Source organism: Gordonia sp. NPDC003585, assembly GCF_040610755.1.
In the GTDB taxonomy this organism is placed as follows: domain Bacteria; phylum Actinomycetota; class Actinomycetes; order Mycobacteriales; family Mycobacteriaceae; genus Gordonia.
Window position 1 is genome coordinate 1 of the sequence record NZ_JBEXMX010000101.1, and the last position, 16569, is coordinate 16569.

The 16569-nt window shown below is 67.1% G+C and carries 14 protein-coding genes and 1 pseudogene; 10 read left to right on the forward strand and 5 right to left on the reverse strand.

Annotated features, from left to right (window positions below; all coding sequences use genetic code 11):
• Positions 1 to 720, reverse strand: a 720-nt coding sequence (locus ABZW74_RS21370; protein ID WP_355279179.1) for an alanine racemase, incomplete at its 3' end; no start/stop codon positions are given.
• Positions 704 to 1327, reverse strand: a complete 624-nt coding sequence (locus tag ABZW74_RS21375; RefSeq protein ID WP_240857729.1) for a TetR family transcriptional regulator — start codon at positions 1325 to 1327, stop codon at positions 704 to 706. The genes ABZW74_RS21375 and ABZW74_RS21370, both read right to left, overlap by 17 nt.
• A 138-nt stretch (positions 1328 to 1465) precedes the next feature.
• Here ABZW74_RS21375 and ABZW74_RS21380 point away from each other — a divergent pair, with 138 nt between their 5' ends.
• Genes ABZW74_RS21380 through ABZW74_RS21390 form a run of 3 tightly spaced genes read left to right on the forward strand, consistent with a single transcriptional unit; the run spans position 1466 to position 5410 of the window.
• A complete protein-coding gene (locus ABZW74_RS21380; RefSeq protein WP_240857647.1) occupies positions 1466 to 2647 on the forward strand; it encodes an MBL fold metallo-hydrolase in 1182 nt (393 codons plus the stop codon).
• Entirely contained in the window at positions 2644 to 5157 is a 2514-nt protein-coding gene (locus ABZW74_RS21385) for an HAD-IC family P-type ATPase (RefSeq protein ID WP_355279182.1), read from the forward strand. Before ABZW74_RS21380 ends, ABZW74_RS21385 begins: the two co-directional genes overlap by 4 nt.
• A gap of 43 nt (positions 5158 to 5200) precedes the next feature.
• The gene (locus ABZW74_RS21390) at positions 5201 to 5410 is read left to right on the forward strand and encodes an antitoxin (protein ID WP_240857645.1); all 210 of its coding nucleotides are present in this window, start codon (positions 5201 to 5203) and stop codon (positions 5408 to 5410) included.
• Positions 5411 to 5427: 17 nt separating this feature from the next.
• Here ABZW74_RS21390 and ABZW74_RS21395 read toward each other — a convergent pair whose 3' ends face one another.
• Entirely contained in the window at positions 5428 to 6036 is a 609-nt protein-coding gene (locus ABZW74_RS21395) for a DNA-3-methyladenine glycosylase (RefSeq protein ID WP_355279184.1), read from the reverse strand.
• On the opposite strand from ABZW74_RS21395, the gene ABZW74_RS21400 reads away from it, so the two are divergent.
• The 6 genes and pseudogenes from ABZW74_RS21400 (at position 6014) to ABZW74_RS21425 (ending at position 12039) form a co-directional block, all read left to right on the forward strand.
• Positions 6014 to 6451, forward strand: coding sequence for an SRPBCC family protein (locus ABZW74_RS21400; protein WP_355279187.1), 438 nt, complete (start codon positions 6014 to 6016; stop codon positions 6449 to 6451). The two genes, ABZW74_RS21395 and ABZW74_RS21400, sit on opposite strands and share 23 nt — an antisense overlap.
• Before the next feature lie 30 nt (positions 6452 to 6481).
• Positions 6482 to 8308, forward strand: coding sequence for a VWA domain-containing protein (locus ABZW74_RS21405; RefSeq protein ID WP_355279189.1), 1827 nt, complete (start codon positions 6482 to 6484; stop codon positions 8306 to 8308).
• Between the two features lie 90 nt (positions 8309 to 8398).
• Entirely contained in the window at positions 8399 to 8911 is a 513-nt protein-coding gene (locus ABZW74_RS21410; protein WP_355279192.1) for a calcium-binding protein, read from the forward strand.
• Positions 8912 to 8939: 28 nt separating this feature from the next.
• Positions 8940 to 9824: pseudogene (locus ABZW74_RS21415) on the forward strand (FAD:protein FMN transferase).
• The gene (locus tag ABZW74_RS21420) at positions 9821 to 11359 is read left to right on the forward strand and encodes an oxidoreductase (RefSeq protein WP_355279195.1); all 1539 of its coding nucleotides are present in this window, start codon (positions 9821 to 9823) and stop codon (positions 11357 to 11359) included. The pseudogene ABZW74_RS21415 and the gene ABZW74_RS21420 overlap by 4 nt, the downstream one beginning before the upstream one ends.
• Positions 11360 to 11490: 131 nt before the next feature.
• The gene (locus tag ABZW74_RS21425) at positions 11491 to 12039 is read left to right on the forward strand and encodes a molybdenum cofactor biosysynthesis protein (protein WP_240857639.1); all 549 of its coding nucleotides are present in this window, start codon (positions 11491 to 11493) and stop codon (positions 12037 to 12039) included.
• 7 nt (positions 12040 to 12046) lie between these two features.
• On the opposite strand, the gene ABZW74_RS21430 is transcribed toward ABZW74_RS21425, so the two are convergent.
• Together ABZW74_RS21430 and pruA are read right to left on the reverse strand one after the other, a co-directional pair.
• Positions 12047 to 12997, reverse strand: coding sequence for a proline dehydrogenase family protein (locus tag ABZW74_RS21430; RefSeq protein WP_240857638.1), 951 nt, complete (start codon positions 12995 to 12997; stop codon positions 12047 to 12049).
• Positions 12998 to 13010: 13 nt separating this feature from the next.
• The gene (pruA, locus tag ABZW74_RS21435) at positions 13011 to 14645 is read right to left on the reverse strand and encodes an L-glutamate gamma-semialdehyde dehydrogenase (protein ID WP_355279199.1); all 1635 of its coding nucleotides are present in this window, start codon (positions 14643 to 14645) and stop codon (positions 13011 to 13013) included.
• 74 nt (positions 14646 to 14719) lie between these two features.
• Between pruA and ABZW74_RS21440 the strand changes: the two genes are divergently transcribed.
• Positions 14720 to 16336: a helix-turn-helix domain-containing protein gene (locus ABZW74_RS21440; protein WP_355279201.1), complete on the forward strand. Its 1617-nt coding sequence runs from the start codon at positions 14720 to 14722 to the stop codon at positions 16334 to 16336.
• Positions 16337 to 16569 lie beyond the last annotated feature (233 nt).

A 16569-nucleotide genomic window follows, 5' to 3' on the forward strand; every position in this document is an offset into this window, starting at 1 on the left:
CAGTTCGGCCATCGATCTGCGCTGCATCAGCGCGACCGCCCGGTTGCGCAGTGCCGATGATTCGACCGCGTCGCCGACCCCGGCGACCTGGGCCTCGTACGACATCGCGCCGACGAGCCGAAATCCGGGCCGCGCAGCGATCCGCCTGGCCAGGCGCACCGCATCGGTCCGGCTGTGCACCGGAGACCGGCGCACTCCGATGTGCACGCGTCCATGCAGCAACCGATAGGAGGCGTCGACGTCGATGGCCACACGGATCGTCGGCCGCCGGTCAGTTGGCACGACCGCGTCGATGAGGTCGAGTTGGTCGGTCGAGTCGACAAGGAGCGTTACCTGCGCCGCTGCCACCTCGTCGGCCGCCAGGGCGGCAATCGCCGAGCGCCTCGTCGACGGATAGCCGACGAGAACGTCCGCGACGCCGGAAACCGTTGCCAACCAGACGGCTTCGGCGAGATCGTAGGCCAGGACGCCGGCGAAACCGGGCCGGCGCAGCACGTCATCGATGACCGACCGCACCCGCAGCGACTTCGACGCGATCCGGATCGGAACCGATCCGGCCCGGGCGGTCAGGTCGGCGACGTTGTGGTCCAGTGCTCTGCGATCGAGAGCGAGGACGGGCGCGTCGAGTCCGGCGTCGCGGACCGCCCGGTCGATTCCCGCCCAGTAGGCGTCGGGATCGTCGGACCAGACCAGAGAGTGCGGATCAGTCCTCGACGACATAGGTCATCATCGCCCGCACGGCCGACGTCATGACCGAGCGGATCACCTCCTCGTCGGCGGTACTCAGATAGATCAGGGTGATCGAGTTGGTGGTGGCGATCACGGTGGGACCCAGCGTCTCGGGTGGTTGACTCCACCGCACCCCCGACCGTTCCGCGGCAATCCGCAACGCGACGGCAGCCACCTCGAACTGCTTCTCGTACATCCGCTTGCCGTAGCTCTGCAGCTCCGGATGGTTGTGTGCGTAGATGCCCAGCGAGATGGTCGCCTGTGTGCGCCCGGGGTCGGCCTTCACCAGATCGAAGAACGTCGTCAGCTGACGTTCCATGTTCTCCTGCATCCCGAGGCGTTTGCTGTTGCTATCTGCATTATCGACATCGGTGTCGTGAATCACCGTGTCGAGCATTTCCGTGATGTCGGTGGGTACCGCAGTCTCCATCACGGCGCTGAGCAAGGCCGTTCGGCTCTCGAACGCATAGTGAAAGCTCGCGAGGGGCATCCCCGCGTGAGCGCAGATCCGCCGCGTCGTGGCCCCCTCCACGCCGTGGTCGGCAATTACGCGAAACGCTGACTCGATGAGCGCCCTGCGTCGCTCGTCGACCGACATCCGTGCCACAGAACGTCTACCTCTACGCCCGCACGCGACCCAGCGCGTGCGTATGAACAAGTGCTCAGGGAGCTTATCAGTGGCAACGACCTGTCGAGCGATCTTGATCGACCGTGCCGGACTCGTACCACTAGGTTGGTGATCGTGACATCGATGACGGGCAAGGGTGGTACCGAAGTGGCGACACGGGCGATCGGCCGGGTTGCGTTGGCGGGTTCTAAGGTGGCCGACGCCGCAGTCGGCCGGCTCGCCGATGCCGGCCTGGCGCCCGCGATGGCGCTCGGGGCGACCCGCGACGAGATATTGCCGCACGTCGAGGCCTCGCCGCACCGCGTCGGAGGTGCCTTCGACAATCCGGAACCGGCCGGCGAGGCGACCCCGGATCTGTCGGTGTTCGCCGACATGCTCCGGCGTCCCGGCCGCCCGCGTCGTCCCATCATGGTGACGCGGCCCGAGTTCGACGAGCCCGGCTCACTGGCCGTGACCTGGCTCGGACACGCTTCGGCGTTGATCGACATCGACGGGGTGCGGGTGCTCACTGATCCGGTGTTCAGCCTGCGGTGCTCACCGAGCCAGCAGATCGGACCTGCGCGACTGCACCCGTCGCCGGTGACGGTGGCCGACCTGCCGCCCGTCGATGTGGTCCTGATCAGCCACGACCACTACGACCATCTCGACATGGAGACGGTGGCGGCCATCGCGCGAGCGATGCCCGACGCGATCTTCGTCGCTCCCGTCGGTGTGGGCGCACACCTGGTGCGCTGGGGTATCCCGGGAGTCCGTATCCGGCAGGCGGATTGGTGGGGGGACGTGACGGTGCAGACACCGTCGGGCGCAGTGACGTTCACGTGTGGTCCGGCGCGACACTTCTCGGGTCGTGCGCTGGCCCGCAACCTCACCCAGTGGGCCAGCTGGGCGATCCGGGGGCCGGTGCATCGCGCATTCTTCTCCGGCGACACCGGGTACACCGAACGCTTCGCCGACCTCGGCGCACTGCACGGGCCGTTCGACGTGACCCTCATCGCGGTCGGCGCCTACGACCCGGTCTGGCCCGACATCCACGTCAACCCGGAGGAGGCGGTCGCCATCCACCGGATGCTGTCGGGCTCGGCGGGTACCGATGCGGTGATGATCCCGATCCATTGGGGCACTTTCAATCTGGCCCGTCACCCGTGGGGTGAGCCGATCGCTCGGTTGCTGCCGCATGCCGCCCGCAACGCCACTACGGTCCTCGTGCCGCAGCCCGGCGGCACCATCGACCTCGTTTCCCGCGCAGGCACTGGCCTGACGAGCCGTGACTGGTGGGAGAAGTCCGCGTGACGTCACCGACGACGGCCGCCGTGCCCGGCCTCACCGCAGACGAGGTCGCGGCGCGCGTTGCGGCCGGTCAGGTGAACGCACTGCCGGACCGGTCCGGACGGACCGTCTCCGACATCGTGCGGGCCAACGTGTTCACCCGCATCAACGCGATTCTCGGCGTCCTGTTCGCGATCGTGGCCTTCACCGGTTCGTTCATCAACGGATTGTTCGGATTGTTGATCGTGGCCAACAGTGGAATCGGCATCATCCAGGAGGTTCGGGCCAAGCGGACCCTGGACAAGCTCGCCATCGTTGGGCAGACCCGTCCGCGTGTTCGCCGCGACGGCGTCGTCAAGGAACTCCCACCCGACGAGGTCGTCCTCGACGACATCATCGAGATCGGGGCCGGGGATCAGATCGTGGTGGACGGCGACGTCGTGGAGGCTGTCGCGCTCGACGTCGACGAGTCGTTGCTCACCGGCGAGGCCGACCCGGTCGACAAGGATCCAGGTGCGCACGTGCTCTCGGGGAGCTTTGTGGTCGCCGGCGGCGGCGCATACCGGGCCACCAAGGTGGGTGGCGAGGCGTATGCGGCGCAACTCGCCGCGGATGCGTCGAAGTTCACGCTGGTGTCCTCCGAACTCCGGTCTGGGATCGACCAGATCCTGCGGGTCATCACGTGGTTGCTGATCCCCGCGGGCATCCTCACGATCGTCAATCAGCTCTTCATCAGCCAGAACGGGATCAAGGCGTCGCTTCTGGGCATGGTGGCCGCGCTGGTGCCGATGGTGCCGGAGGGCCTGGTGCTGATGACCTCGATCGCATTCGCCGTCGGCGTGGTTCGGCTGGGTCAACGGCAATGCCTGGTCAACGAATTGCCCGCCATCGAGGGCCTGGCCCGCGTGAACGTGGTCTGTGCCGACAAGACGGGGACGCTCACCGAGAACGGCATGCGATTGGCGGAGGTCCGAGCGGTCGAGCAGTCGCCGCCGGCCCCGCCGGAGACCGTGCTGTCGGCGCTGGCCGCCCACGACCCGCGGCCCAACGCCAGCATGCAGGCGATCGCCGAGGCCCAGCCGCAGGCTCCGGCCTGGACGCCGACCGCCGTGCAGCCGTTCACGTCGGCCAAGAAGTGGAGCGGGATATCGTTCCGCGACGACGCCGGTGGCGCCGACGTGGGCAACTGGGTCATCGGCGCCCCGGACGTGCTGCTCGATCCGGAGAGTGAGACCGCTTCGGTGGCAAGCGAACTCGGCTCCACCGGACTGCGAATACTGCTGCTGGGCCGCACCGACGTCCCGGTGGACTCGGAACCGGTGGCCGGCTCGAGCGTTCCGGGCGTCTTTGTTCCGGTGGCGCTCGTGGTCCTCGAGCAGAAGGTTCGTCCGGACGCCCGCGACACGCTGGAGTACTTCGCGGAGCAGCGAGTCGCGGTGAAGGTGATCTCCGGCGACAATGCGCGCTCGGTCGGCGCGGTGGCGCAATCGCTGGGACTCGGCTCACCGGAGACGTCGGTGGACGCGCGTGAATTGCCCACGGACACCGAGCAACTCGCCGAGGTCGTCGAGTCCGGCGTGACCTTCGGCCGAGTGCGCCCGGACCAGAAGCGGGCCATGGTCAAGGCGTTGCAGTCCCACGACAACACCGTCGCGATGACCGGCGACGGAGTGAACGACGTCCTTGCCCTCAAGGATGCCGACATCGGCGTCGCAATGGGGTCGGGGAGTTCGGCGGCGCGGTCGGTTGCACAGATCGTGCTGTTGGACAACAAGTTCGCGACGCTGCCGTATGTGGTCGGGGAGGGCCGCCGGGTCATCGGCAACATCGAACGCGTCTCCAATCTGTTCCTCACCAAGACCGTGTACGCGGTGCTGCTCGCGCTGTTCGTGGGCATCGGTGGGGTGGTCGGAAAGATGCTCGGCACCGACCCGCTGAGCTACCCGTTCCAACCCATCCACGTGACCATCTCGGCCTGGTTCACCATCGGCATCCCCGCGTTCGTGTTGTCGTTGGCGCCCAACAACGAACGCGCCCGACGCGGGTTCGTGCGACGCGTCCTGCTGATGGCCGTCCCGAACGGCATCATCGTCGGCCTCGCGGCGTTCACCACCTACGTCCTGGTGAATCCGGGCGGTGCGGGAGTCGAGGTCGGCGGAGATGCTGCCGACCTGTCACCGGCGCAAACGCAGGCCGCCACCGCGACGCTGATGACGTTGATCGCGATCGCCGTGTACGTCCTCGCCGTGGTCGCACGCCCGTACACCTGGTGGAAGGTGGTGCTGATCGCGGCATCGGCCGGTGCGTACGTGATCATCTTCGCCTGGCCGTTCACCCAGCACCTGTTCAAACTCGATTCGTCGAACTGGGAGATGAATTCGGTGGCGTTGACCTCGGCGGCAATTGGCATTGTCGCCGTAGAAGCGGTGTCGCGAATCGTGCCCCGCGTGGTTGCCGCCCGAGACATGCGTCGGGCCCCAGTCAACTCGTCAGATCGGGCCGACTCGTCAGATCAGGCGAAGTCGATAGACTGACGTCAAGCCGCCGGAGACGCCGGCGCGTCGATCAGGAGATGTGATGGACCTCAAAGGGCTCGTGGACAAGGCCAAGGCAGCACTGAAGGGCAACCCCAGCCTCATCGACAAGGGCGGCGACGCCGTCGACAAGGCGACCGGCGGCAAGTACGCAAAGCACGTCGACAAGGCGCAGGACGCCGCTCGCAAGGCCGTCGGCTCGGATAAGCCTCGCGACCCGCAGGCCAACGATCCGCAACAGGGTGCGCCGTAGTCGCTCCATTTCGGTAGTCAGTTCGTTCTCGAAGCACCGCCGACCGCCTTCGGGTGCCGCCGATACGCCGATACCGTCGGGTCGCCGGCGATCCAGTGTCGCCACGGGCGGTCGGCGGCCCGGCGAACCCCCACGCGCGGTCCGGATTCGATGGTGAGCGGACTGCTTTCGATCGCGTCGAACCGAACCGGTCCCGCGCCGGCCAGGTCGGTGTCGAGGTCGGCCATGGTGATTCCGAGCGCCCGCGTCAGGTTGCCGGGTCCGCGCGCCAGGTGTGCCGATGTGCGAGCAGCCGGTCGTCGGGCGAACGCCAGCTCTTCACCCGCGACGACCTCCCCGGCTCGCAGGAGGACGGCCGACGCGCTGCCCTCGGGGCCGTGCACCACGTTGGCGCAGTGGTGGCCGTGGATGCGGTAGACGTAGAGCCGACCGGCGGGGCCGTACATGATTTCCGACCGTGCGGTACGCGTGTAGGCGTGCGACGCCGGGTCGTCCGGACCGGCGTACGCCTCCACCTCGGTGATCCGGAGGGTGACGCCGTGGCCGGTCAGGCGACCGCCCAGCAGTGAGCGCGCGAAGGCGTTGACGCTATTCTCTCTGTCCATGGCCAAGACGAGCAGCTCCATCGAGGTCGACCTGTCACCGGAAGATACCTGGTCGGCGGCGTCGGATCTGTCGCGGTACGACGACTGGCTCGTGCTGCACGACGGTTGGCGCAGCCCGCTCCCGGCAGCCGGTGAGCTCGCCAAGGGCGTCGAGGTGACGTCTGTGGTCAAGGTGAAGGGCACCCGAGTGCGCGTCGACTGGGTGATCGAAGCGTACGAGCCGATCACCAAGGTCCGCCTCAAGGGCAACGGCAAAGGTGGGGTGAAGGCCAAGCTCGAGCTGGGCATCGTTCCCATTTCTGCGGGATCGGCAGTAACCTTCACAGTTGATCTGGGTGGACTGCCACTCATCGGGTCTGCAGGAAAGGCAGCGGCGATGGCGGTGTCGGGGGACTTGCGCAAGTCGCTGGACAATTTCCGTGAGGTTTTCGGCTGATTCATCAGCAGTAGGGGAACGAGGCAAGACATGGGGCGTCACAGCTCCGGCTCCGACCGGCCCGTCAACGGGTCGGGCAGTGCCGATCAATCGAGTTCGAACACAGCGCGAGTTCAGCGCCGCACCACCGGCCAGTCGGCTGGGGGCTCGACGACTGGGGGCTCGACGACACCGTCGGGCCGTGTTCCGTTGGCGACCAAGCCGGTTCCGGCCGACGACGACTTCGGGTTCGAACACCGCGAGGTGTCCTCCTCCGGCGGACGTCGAGGCTGGTGGTGGGCGCTGGCCGCGCTCGTCGTGATTGCGGCGCTGGTCACCGGGTTCATCCTGTGGCGAGCCGGATCATCCGGCTGCGGTGGTGACCGGAAGACGGTGGCGGTGGCGTCCGACGCCGCCATGACCGGCGCGCTGCGCGACATCGCGGCCAAGGCCTCCGCGGATTCCTGTTTCGACTTCGACGTGCAGAGCGCCGCAGGTGCCGACGTTCCGGGCCTGCTCACCCAGGGCGACAAGGCGCCCGACCTGTGGCTGGCCGATTCGCAGGTGCAGGCCCGACGGGTCACCACCCAGGTGCGTCAAGACCTCGACCTGGTGACGCCGTCGATCGCCGTCACGCCGACCGTCGTCGCCGGACGACAGGTGCCTGCGCTGCAGAGCTGGGTCGACGTGATGAAGCTGCAGGATCTGCGGACCGGCTCGCCATTGGACACCTCCACCGGCGACGCCCCGATCATCGGCGCGCTCGCCGAGGTCGACTCGGGTGCGTTGACGCAGCAGGAACTGACCGGCGCGATGTCGATCCTGGCGATCCAGCAGAACAACGCCCGTCTCACCAACGACAACGAGGGCACCCGCCTCAATCTGGCGAACACCTCGACCGTGCCCGTGGTCACCACCGAACAGCAGTTCCTGCTGTTCACCCGCACTCACCCGGGTTCCGAACTCAAGGCCGTGGTTCCGGCCGACGGCACCGTCATGCTGGACTACCCGCTGGTGAACACCGCGTCGTCGGCACGGCATGGCGACGCCGCCGACGCCGGCGCAGCGCTTGTCGCGGCGGTGAAGACCGATGACGGGCGCAAGGCGCTGGCGGCTGCCGGCTACCGCGCCCCGGACGGCAGCGGTGCAGCGCAAGGCGGCGTGGGTGAAGACGTGAAGGTTCTCGCCCTGCGCGATCCCGCGGCCGTCGACCGCGCCCTCCGGCAGTGGCAGGTCCTAGGCGTGCCGATCCGCACACTCGTCGTGCAGGACACGTCCGGGTCGATGCAGACCCCCGTCGGCAACACCACACGCGCCGGCCTGCTCATCGACGCGTCGATGACCGGCCTCGACATCTTCCCGCGCAATGCGATGGTCGGCGGCTGGGCGTTCGGGATCAACAAGGGTGGACAGGGTCAGGACTGGGTCGAGCTGGCGTCGATCCGGCGGCTGGATGCTCCCGCGGAGGGCGGCGACCATCGCGACGAACTGGCCGCGGCCGTTCGTCAGGGATTGGCGCCGTCGGCGCTCGGCGGCGGCACGGGTCTCTACGACACCACCTTGGCGGCGTTCAAGAGGGTTCAGTCCACCTACGACCCGAACTACTCCAACAGCGTCATCATCATGACCGACGGCAAGAACGAGGATCCGGACAGCATCAGCCTGAGTGAACTTCTCGCGACGCTGAAGCGGCTCGAAGATCCGGCCCGCCCGGTTCTGATCCTGACGATCGGGATCTCCGAGGACGCCGACACCACCTCGCTCAAGAAGATCGCGCAGGCCACCGGCGGCACCACCTACGTCGCCGAGAACGCGGGCGACATCAAGCAGGTGTTCACCAACGCCATCGCGGCGCGCGTGCAGGCGGCCGGACGATGAGTCGGCGCGGCCTGTCCTTTACCTGAGGATTACCTACTGAAACGTCTGCGGGGGCTGCCTTCCTCGTGTTCGGTGGGCACAATTGTCGTCATGACCGCCACCGCGCCTCGATCGCCCAGCACTGTCCCGACCGCCGGCGCCCGCGGGCAGACGCTGAGACGGACCGGGGGAGCCCTCGCCGCAATGGCCGCGGTCGGGATGGTCGCCGCGTGCGGTTCCGACGACGCCGACTCGTCGAGCAGTACCGCGGCCGAATCGACCACCGCAACCTCTGCTGCGGGTTCGACTTCGGCGTCGGGTTCGGGTGAGTACAAGGACGGGACCTACACCGCGACCGGCGAATACACGCGACCCGGTGGTCAGCAGGAGGTCGGGGTGACGGTCACCCTCGCGAACTCCATCATCACCGGCGTCACCATCGACACCAGCTTCGCGAAGGGCCCGTCGGCGGAGTATCAGGGCAAATTCTCGAGCGGCATCAGCGCCGTGGTCGTCGGCAAGAACATCGATGACATCGACGTGCACAAGGTATCCGGCTCGTCGCTGACGTCGGGCGGATTCAACCAGGCGATCGAGAACATCAAGACCCAGGCTCAGGCCTGACCCGGCGCACCTTCGACACGCAGGATCGATGAGCGCGCCGGCCGGTAGTGACTGGGTGTTCGACGCCCTCGGCACCCGCTGGACGATCACCACGCCGGCACCGATGTCCGCATCGGCGCGTGCCGAGGTGGCGGGCGAACTCGACCGCATCGACCGCGTTTGGTCGCGCTTCCGCGCCGACTCGTTGGTCACCGAGATCGCCGCGCGGGCAGGTGATTACCCGATCGCAGAGAGTGATCGGCCACTGATGGACTGGTATCGGCAACTGTACGAACTCACCGCGGGTGCGGTGTCGCCCTTCGTCGGCCAGACCCTCGTCGATGCCGGCTATGACGCCGACTACACGCTACGGCCATCAGAGCGCGTCCGTGCTGCGCCGCCGTGGGAAACCGTGCTCGGTGGTCACGACGGTGTGCTCGACGTCCTGGTCCCCACCGTCATCGATGTGGGCGCTGCGGGCAAGGGTTTCGCCGTGGACCGGGTTGCCGCCATCGTGTCCGAGTCCACAAACGACTACATCGTCGACGGCGGTGGTGACATGTTCATCTCGGCGTTCGACACCCCGCGCCGGGTCGCGCTCTAACATCCCTCCGCCCCGACGAAGGCGATCGGCGTGGTCGAGGTGAGCGGGGCGGCGATCTGTGCGTCGGCGAGCAATCGTCGGACGTGGGCGCAGTGGCATCACATCGTCGATCCGCGTACCGCATCGCCTGCGCGAGAAGTGTTGGCGACGTGGGTGATTGCGCCGACCGCGATGATCGCCGACGGTTTGGCGACCGCCCTGTTCTTCACCCCGGCGGCCGCGCTGCGCACTCGGTTCGACTATTGCCCCGAGGGTTTCCATCACGTGACGGTTCGACGCGGAGGTGGCGTCGAGCACACGGCGGTGCCGGGATTGGAGTTGTTCCTGTGAATCGTATTCTTGGACCCGGTCGATGGGCGTCGCGACGGCTCACTCCGCACCGTGCGGTGCTGCTGGCCCTGCTTCTCCTGGCCGCGGCGGCCTTCGTCGTGTCGGCGCTCGACGCTGACTTCGGCTACGAACCGTCGGACCTGCTGACCTGGATCGTCGTCGCCGTGGTTGTGAGCGGTGCGGTGACGTACTTGTGCGCGTTCATCATTCGCGTTCCGCCCAATTCCGACTCGTGGCTGATCACCGGACTGATCCTGTTCTTCGTGCTGCCCGGTGGCTCGGCGGAGACCGCCGTCGCGACGGTCGCTTTGGGTTCGGCGGCTGCGGCGGTGTCGAAGTACGTGCTGGTTTGGCGGCGTCGGCTCATCATCAATCCTGCTGTGGCGGGGGCGATCACCTGCTACGCCGTCGCCTATGCGGGCGCCGACGACGTGAGCTATCCGTTCTGGTGGGTCGCCGCGAAGCCGTTGCTGATCCCGATGATCGTGATCGGGGCGGTGTTGGTGACGGTGCTGCGGGAGTGGCCGCTGATTGTCGGCTATTTCGTTGGCGCGCTTGGGGCCATCGGCTATGTGCAGCTCGACCAGGGCGGTCAGGATCTCGAGCTGTGGCTGACGTCGAGTCCGATGATCTTCCTGGCGGCGATCATGTTGCCCGAACCGTTGACGTCGCCCGCCACGAGGGTCGCCCGCGTTGTGTACGGCGTGTTGGTCGGCGCAGTTCTGCACTGTCAGCAACTCGTCGAGATCACCGATTCGTACACCCTCGAATTCACGCCGGAGATCGCACTGGGGATCGGTTGTGTGTTCGCCTTCGTCGTGCGGCTGGCCACGCGGTCGGCGCGCCGTGTTCCGCTGACCGATATCCGGGTGGACCCGTTGGCGGAAAACATATTTGGCGTGCAGGGCTCGGTGTCGAGTGGCGCACCGCCCAGCTACGCGCCCGGCCAGTGGGCCAGTGTCAGCGTACCGCGATGGAACCGGCCGCTGTGGCAGAGTTCGCGTCGGGTGTTCTCGTTCGTGTCGGCATCCCGAACCGCGCCCGTCGAGTTCGGCTTCACCGTGGCCGGACCGCCGTCGCCTTTCAAGCAGGACCTCATCGACGGAACTGCCTCGCGAGCCTTCATCGACAATCGCGGTGGCGGATTCGTGCTACGCGGTCGGCTGCTCGCACGGTCGCCCGTTGTTCTGGTCGCCGGCGGAATCGGGATCACGCCGTTTGTCTCCATGCTTCGGGCCCGCCTTGATTCGGGTGTTGATCTCTCGAATCTGACTGTGGTGCATATTGTCCGGTCGGATGCGCGTCGGGTGTACACCGACGTTCTCGACGCGGCAGCGGCCGCAGGTGCTCGCGTCGAGGTTGTGGTGTCAGCGGACGGCGGCGTGCCGAAGGGGCTGTTGTCTGCAGGTGCGCACTACTTTGTGTCCGGAGCGCCGACGTTTGTTTCGGACACCTCGTCGTCGATCCGGCGACTGGACCCGTCGACCCGCCTGCGCCCGTGGCGCATTCACACCGACACCTTCGTCGGATACTGAAAGTAGGGGAGGAAGTTTCTTCCCCGGGGTTTGGTGTCTTCCCCTCGAAAATATGCGGGGAGGACACCAAGAGTAGGGGAGGAAGTTCTTCCCCTACTTTCAGGGCGGGCTCTTGTGGCAGCCTGAAAGGCATGGACTTCGAGTACCACTGCGACATCGTGATGCTCGTGGTGTCGCCTCGTCATGCCTATTTCGGCCGACCCAAAGACGGTCCGGCCGACGATGCGCCCACCACGACACCCGACGCCGTGGAGGTGATCGCCGACAAAGGGATCCGCGGCGACCGGTTCTTCGGGGTGCGGGCGCACACCGAGGCTGCCGTGACCTTCCTCGCCATTGAGGCGTGGGAAGCCGCTGCCGGACAGGCGGACCCGATCCTCGCGCGCCGCAACGTCGTCGTCCGAGGCGTCGAACTCGACCCGCTGCGCGGTCGCGAGTTCGCGATCGACACCGGCGACGGACCCATCCGATTCCGCGGCGGCCGGCCGGCGCATCCGTGTGCGTGGATGGACACGATGGCCGGTGAAGGTGTGCGCAAGGCGCTGATCGGACGCGGTGGCCTACGCGCACAACCGCTGTCGTCGGGCACCCTGCACGTCGGGCCCGCACTGTTGCGCTGCGACGTCGAACTCGATGCCACGCGTGCCGCCGATCAAGTGCGACGCGCGCAGCCGATGTGACGGACAGTCAGCCGGCGAGGGCGCGAAGGAAGAAGCCCAGGTTGGCAGGCTTCTCGGCTAGCCGACGGACGAAGTAGCCGTACCATTCCTCGCCGTACGGGATGTACACGCGGACCCGTGCACCCGACTGCACCAGACGGCGCTGTTCGTCGGTCCGGATGCCGTACAGCATCTGGTGTTCCCACGAGTCGGGCTCGCGGCCGAGTTCGCGAGCCAAAACGCCGGCCGCCTCGATGATCACCGGATCGTGGCTGGCCACCATCGGATAACCGTTGCCCTTCATCAGGATTCGCAGACAGCGCAGATAGGCTTCGTCGATCTGACGACGATCCGGGAACGCGACCGACGCGGGCTCGGCATAGGCGCCCTTGCACAGCCGGATGCGGGCGCCGGACGCAGCGAACTCGGCGCAGTCGTCCTCGGTACGACGCAGATACGCCTGTAGCACCGTCCCGACCTCGGGGAAGTCGCCGCGGAGCGACCGCACGATCGACAGTCGTTCGTCCACGGTCGTGTGGTCCTCGGCATCAACCGTGACGAGCACTCCCGCCGCACGGGCCGCGGATGCGATGCGACGAGCATTGGCCTCCGCGATCTTGGCACCATGCTCGGGGAGTGACTGCCCGAGTGCCGTCAGCTTGAGCGACACCTCAAGCTGACCCGAAGCAGTCGCACCCAACCCCGACATCGCCTCCAGCAGCGACAAATACGCGGTGACCGTCGCGTCGGCCTGGGCCTCGACCACGGTGTCCTCACCGAGGAAGTCGATCGTCACCGAGAGTCCGTCGTCGAACTCGGCTCGAATGGCGGCGAGGACGTCGACCTCGCTCTCGCCGGGGACAAATCGGCGCACGACGCGCTCGGTGACCGCGAGGCGCTGTGACGTCTCCTTGATGCGGTCGCTCTTGGCGGCGGCGGTGATGGCCGGCCGGAGTACCGAATCGAAAACCTTGCTCACAACCGTTCCCCCTTCACTCTGCGTTCATGTGCGGATAGCCGGAAACCGTCGGTGGCACAAAGGTTTCCTTGATGGTCCGGGTCGATGTCCAACGCATCAGGTTCGCCTTCGACCCCGCCTTGTCGTTGGTGCCCGACGCGCGCGCACCGCCGAACGGCTGTTGGCCGACGACAGCGCCGGTGGGCTTGTCGTTGATGTAGAAGTTGCCCGCGGCGTTGCGAAGACGGTCGGCGGCCGTGGCCACCGCGCCGACATCGCCGGCGATGATCGAGCCGGTGAGGGCGTAGCGGGCGGTCGAATCCACTTGTGACAGGGTCGATTCGAACTGTGGATCGTCGTAGACGTGCACCGAGAGGATCGGCCCGAAGTACTCGGTGGAGAACGCCTCATCGGTCGGGTCGTCGGAGAGCAGCACCGTGGGTCGCACGAAGAAGCCTTCCGAATCGTCGCATTCACCGCCGACCGCCACCGTCAGCGATGGCGTCGACTTGGCCCGGTCGATCGCGGCGACCTGCTTGTCGAATGCGCGCCGGTCGATCAACGCGCCACCGAAGTTGGTGAGATCGCGAACATCGCCGTAAGTGAGTTCGGCTGCCTCGGAGAGGAAGTCGTCGCCCATGCGGTCCCACACCGAGCGTGCGATGTAGGCGCGCGAGGAGGCCGAACACTTCTGGCCCTGGTACTCGAACGCTCCGCGGATGAGAGCGGTGCGCAACACGTCGGGGTCGGCCGACGTATGTGCCACGATGAAGTCCTTGCCGCCGGTCTCGCCGACGATTCGCGGATAGTTGCGATAGCGGTCGATGTTGGTGCCGACCTCGCGCCACAGATGCTGGAAGGTTGCGGTCGAACCGGTGAAGTGGATGCCGGCCAGGTTCTCGTCGGCGAGTGCGACGTCGGAGACCGCGCGGCCGTCGCCGTTGACAAGATTGATCACGCCGGCGGGTAGCCCGGCCGCCTCGAGCAGCTTCATGGTGAGGTGGGCTGAATATGCCTGCGTCGGTGATGGTTTCCACACCACGGTGTTGCCCATCAGCATCGGAGCCGTGGGCAGGTTGCCGGCGATGGCAGTGAAGTTGAACGGCGTGATCGCGTAGACGAAACCGTCGAGCGGACGGTGGTCGAGCCGGTTCCAGACACCAGGAGAGGAGATGGGTTGCTCGGCCAGGATCTCTCGGGCGAAGGCGACGTTGAAGCGCCAGAAGTCGGTCAGCTCGCACGGCGCGTCGATCTCGGCCTGCTGCACCGTCTTTGACTGGCCGAGCATGGTCGCCGCGGCGATTCGCTCGCGCCACGGCCCGGACAGCAGATCGGCCGCACGCAGCAGCACGGCGGCGCGGTCGTCGAAGGAGGTGTGCGCCCAATCGGCGGCGGCAGCGCGGGCGGCGTCGACAGCTGCCCGGGCGTCGTCGTGGGTGGCGTTGGTGATGGTGCCCAGCACCTCGCGGTGAGCGTGCGGCGCTACGACGTCGATGGGTTCGCCGTCGCCGACATGTGCGGCGCCGGCGATGACGTGCGGCAGTTCGCGCGGTTCGGCCGACGACTGTGCCGCGAGTTCCTCGGTGATGCGGCGTCGTTCCGGGGTGCCCGGTGCGTAGGTGTGAACCGGCTCGTTGGCCGGTCGTGGTGGCGTGGTGATGGCATCCATACGCCAAGTTCACCTGAGCAAGGCACTCCCGAGTATGTCTGATTGCAAAAGATAGAGGCGTAGTGTTTGTCCATATGGACAACACGCGCGGTCTGCCACTGGGGCGATTGCTGCTGGCCCTCGACCGCACGGTCGTCACTCTGGTCACCGCTCCGCGAGGGCTGGACGAGTCGGTGTCGTCGCTGGCCATGATCGACATCGACGACATCCACTACGGGTTGGGCCGCGCGGCGCGTGGTGCCGATCTGTATCTGCTGGTCGGGCTCGACGACGAGACGACCCGCAGGCTGCTGGCCGGTCTGGGCGGGCATCGTCCGGTCGCGGTGATGTCGAAATCGCCGTCGGAGGAGGTGGTGGCGCTCGCCGACCGACTCGGGATCGCGGTGATCTCCGTCGATCCGCACGCCCGCTGGGAGCGGCTCTACAACCTCGTCGTCCGGGTGCTCGACGGTGTTCGCGTCCTCGACGACGACGGCGGTGAGTCGATGCGGGCGGGCAACACCGGGGATCTGTTCGAACTCGCGGGCGAGGTGGCACGCCGGACGGGCGGACTCGTCAGCATCGAGGACGAAGGATCGCACGTACTCGCCTACAGCACCGCGGGCGACGAGGCCGACGAACTGCGCCGACTGTCGATCCTCGGCCGGGAGGGGCCGCCGGAGATGCTGGCGTGGCTCCGGCAGTGGGGCGTCATGGACGCCTTGCGCACGTCGTCGGACGTCGTGGTCGTCGACGAGCGTGCAGATCTCGCGTTGCGCCGCAGGTTGGCGGTCGCGATCCGCACACCGAGCGGTGGCGAGCAACTGGGCGCGTTCCTGGGTGTGGTGTGGCTTCAGGAGGGTGCGACACCGCTCGCCGACGATGCGTCACAGGTGTTGGTGGGAGCGGCAGCGGTGGCGGCCCGGGTGATCGCGCGGCGCCGCGCCGCCGGCAGCGACCACGACGACCTCGTGCGGCGACTCGTCGGCAGCCGCGGCGAGGTCATCGACGCCGGACATCTGGGCGCCCAGTTGGGTATCGATCCCGCGAGCCCGGTGTCGGTGGTCGCCTTCGGTGTTGCCGAGGGCGAACCGGCTGCCCTGGACTCCGTCACCGGCCACGTGTCGGCATTGATGTTGCACGCCAGCGCATTCAGTCCGCTGTCGGTCACCACGCTGGTCGGCCCACGGGCGTACGTGGTTCTCCCAGGTGTGAGCGCCGATGCCGCGATGTCGTGGGCCCGAGCCGCGGTGGACGCGACGCATCGTCAGTTCGGTGTTCGGGTCCGGGCGGTGATCGCCGGACCCGCAGACGGTTTGGCGGAGGTGCCCGCGTTGCGGACACACGCCGACCAGGTGCTCGACGCCGCCGAGCGCGAAGGGGAACTCATCGACGACGTCACCACCGTCGAACGTTCGCGTACCGGCGTGCTGCTGGGAGAGATCGTCGGAATGCTCTCGGAGAACCCGGATCTCGTCGACCCTCGGGTGACGTCACTTGCTGCCCTGGACGACGAGTCGGGCAGCGAGTTCACGCCATCGCTGCGCGCCTACCTCGACCACTTCGGCGATGTCCGCACCGCCGCAAGCGATCTGCATGTGCACCCGAACACGTTGCGTTACCGCATTCGCCGTATCCAGGAACTGACCGGCATGGACCTCGACGACCCGGCCACCCGGCTCGTCGTGGCGTTGTCGTTGCGAGTGAGCTGACACACGAAGAGTACTGCCGCCGGCCTCCTGACCTGCGGAAATGCGCAAGCGTCGTGGCCGAAAAACCTAGGGGAAGAGTCTCTTCCCCGGGGTTCGAAGTCGTCCCCTAGGAAATTCTGGGGGAGGACTCCAAGGGTAGGGGCAGCCTCAATCGGTCGACGCAACAGGCCTCGTGTGAGAGGTAGCCGGTATGGGCAGGGCGGTAGCGCCGGAAGCGTTTTGGGTAGCGATCG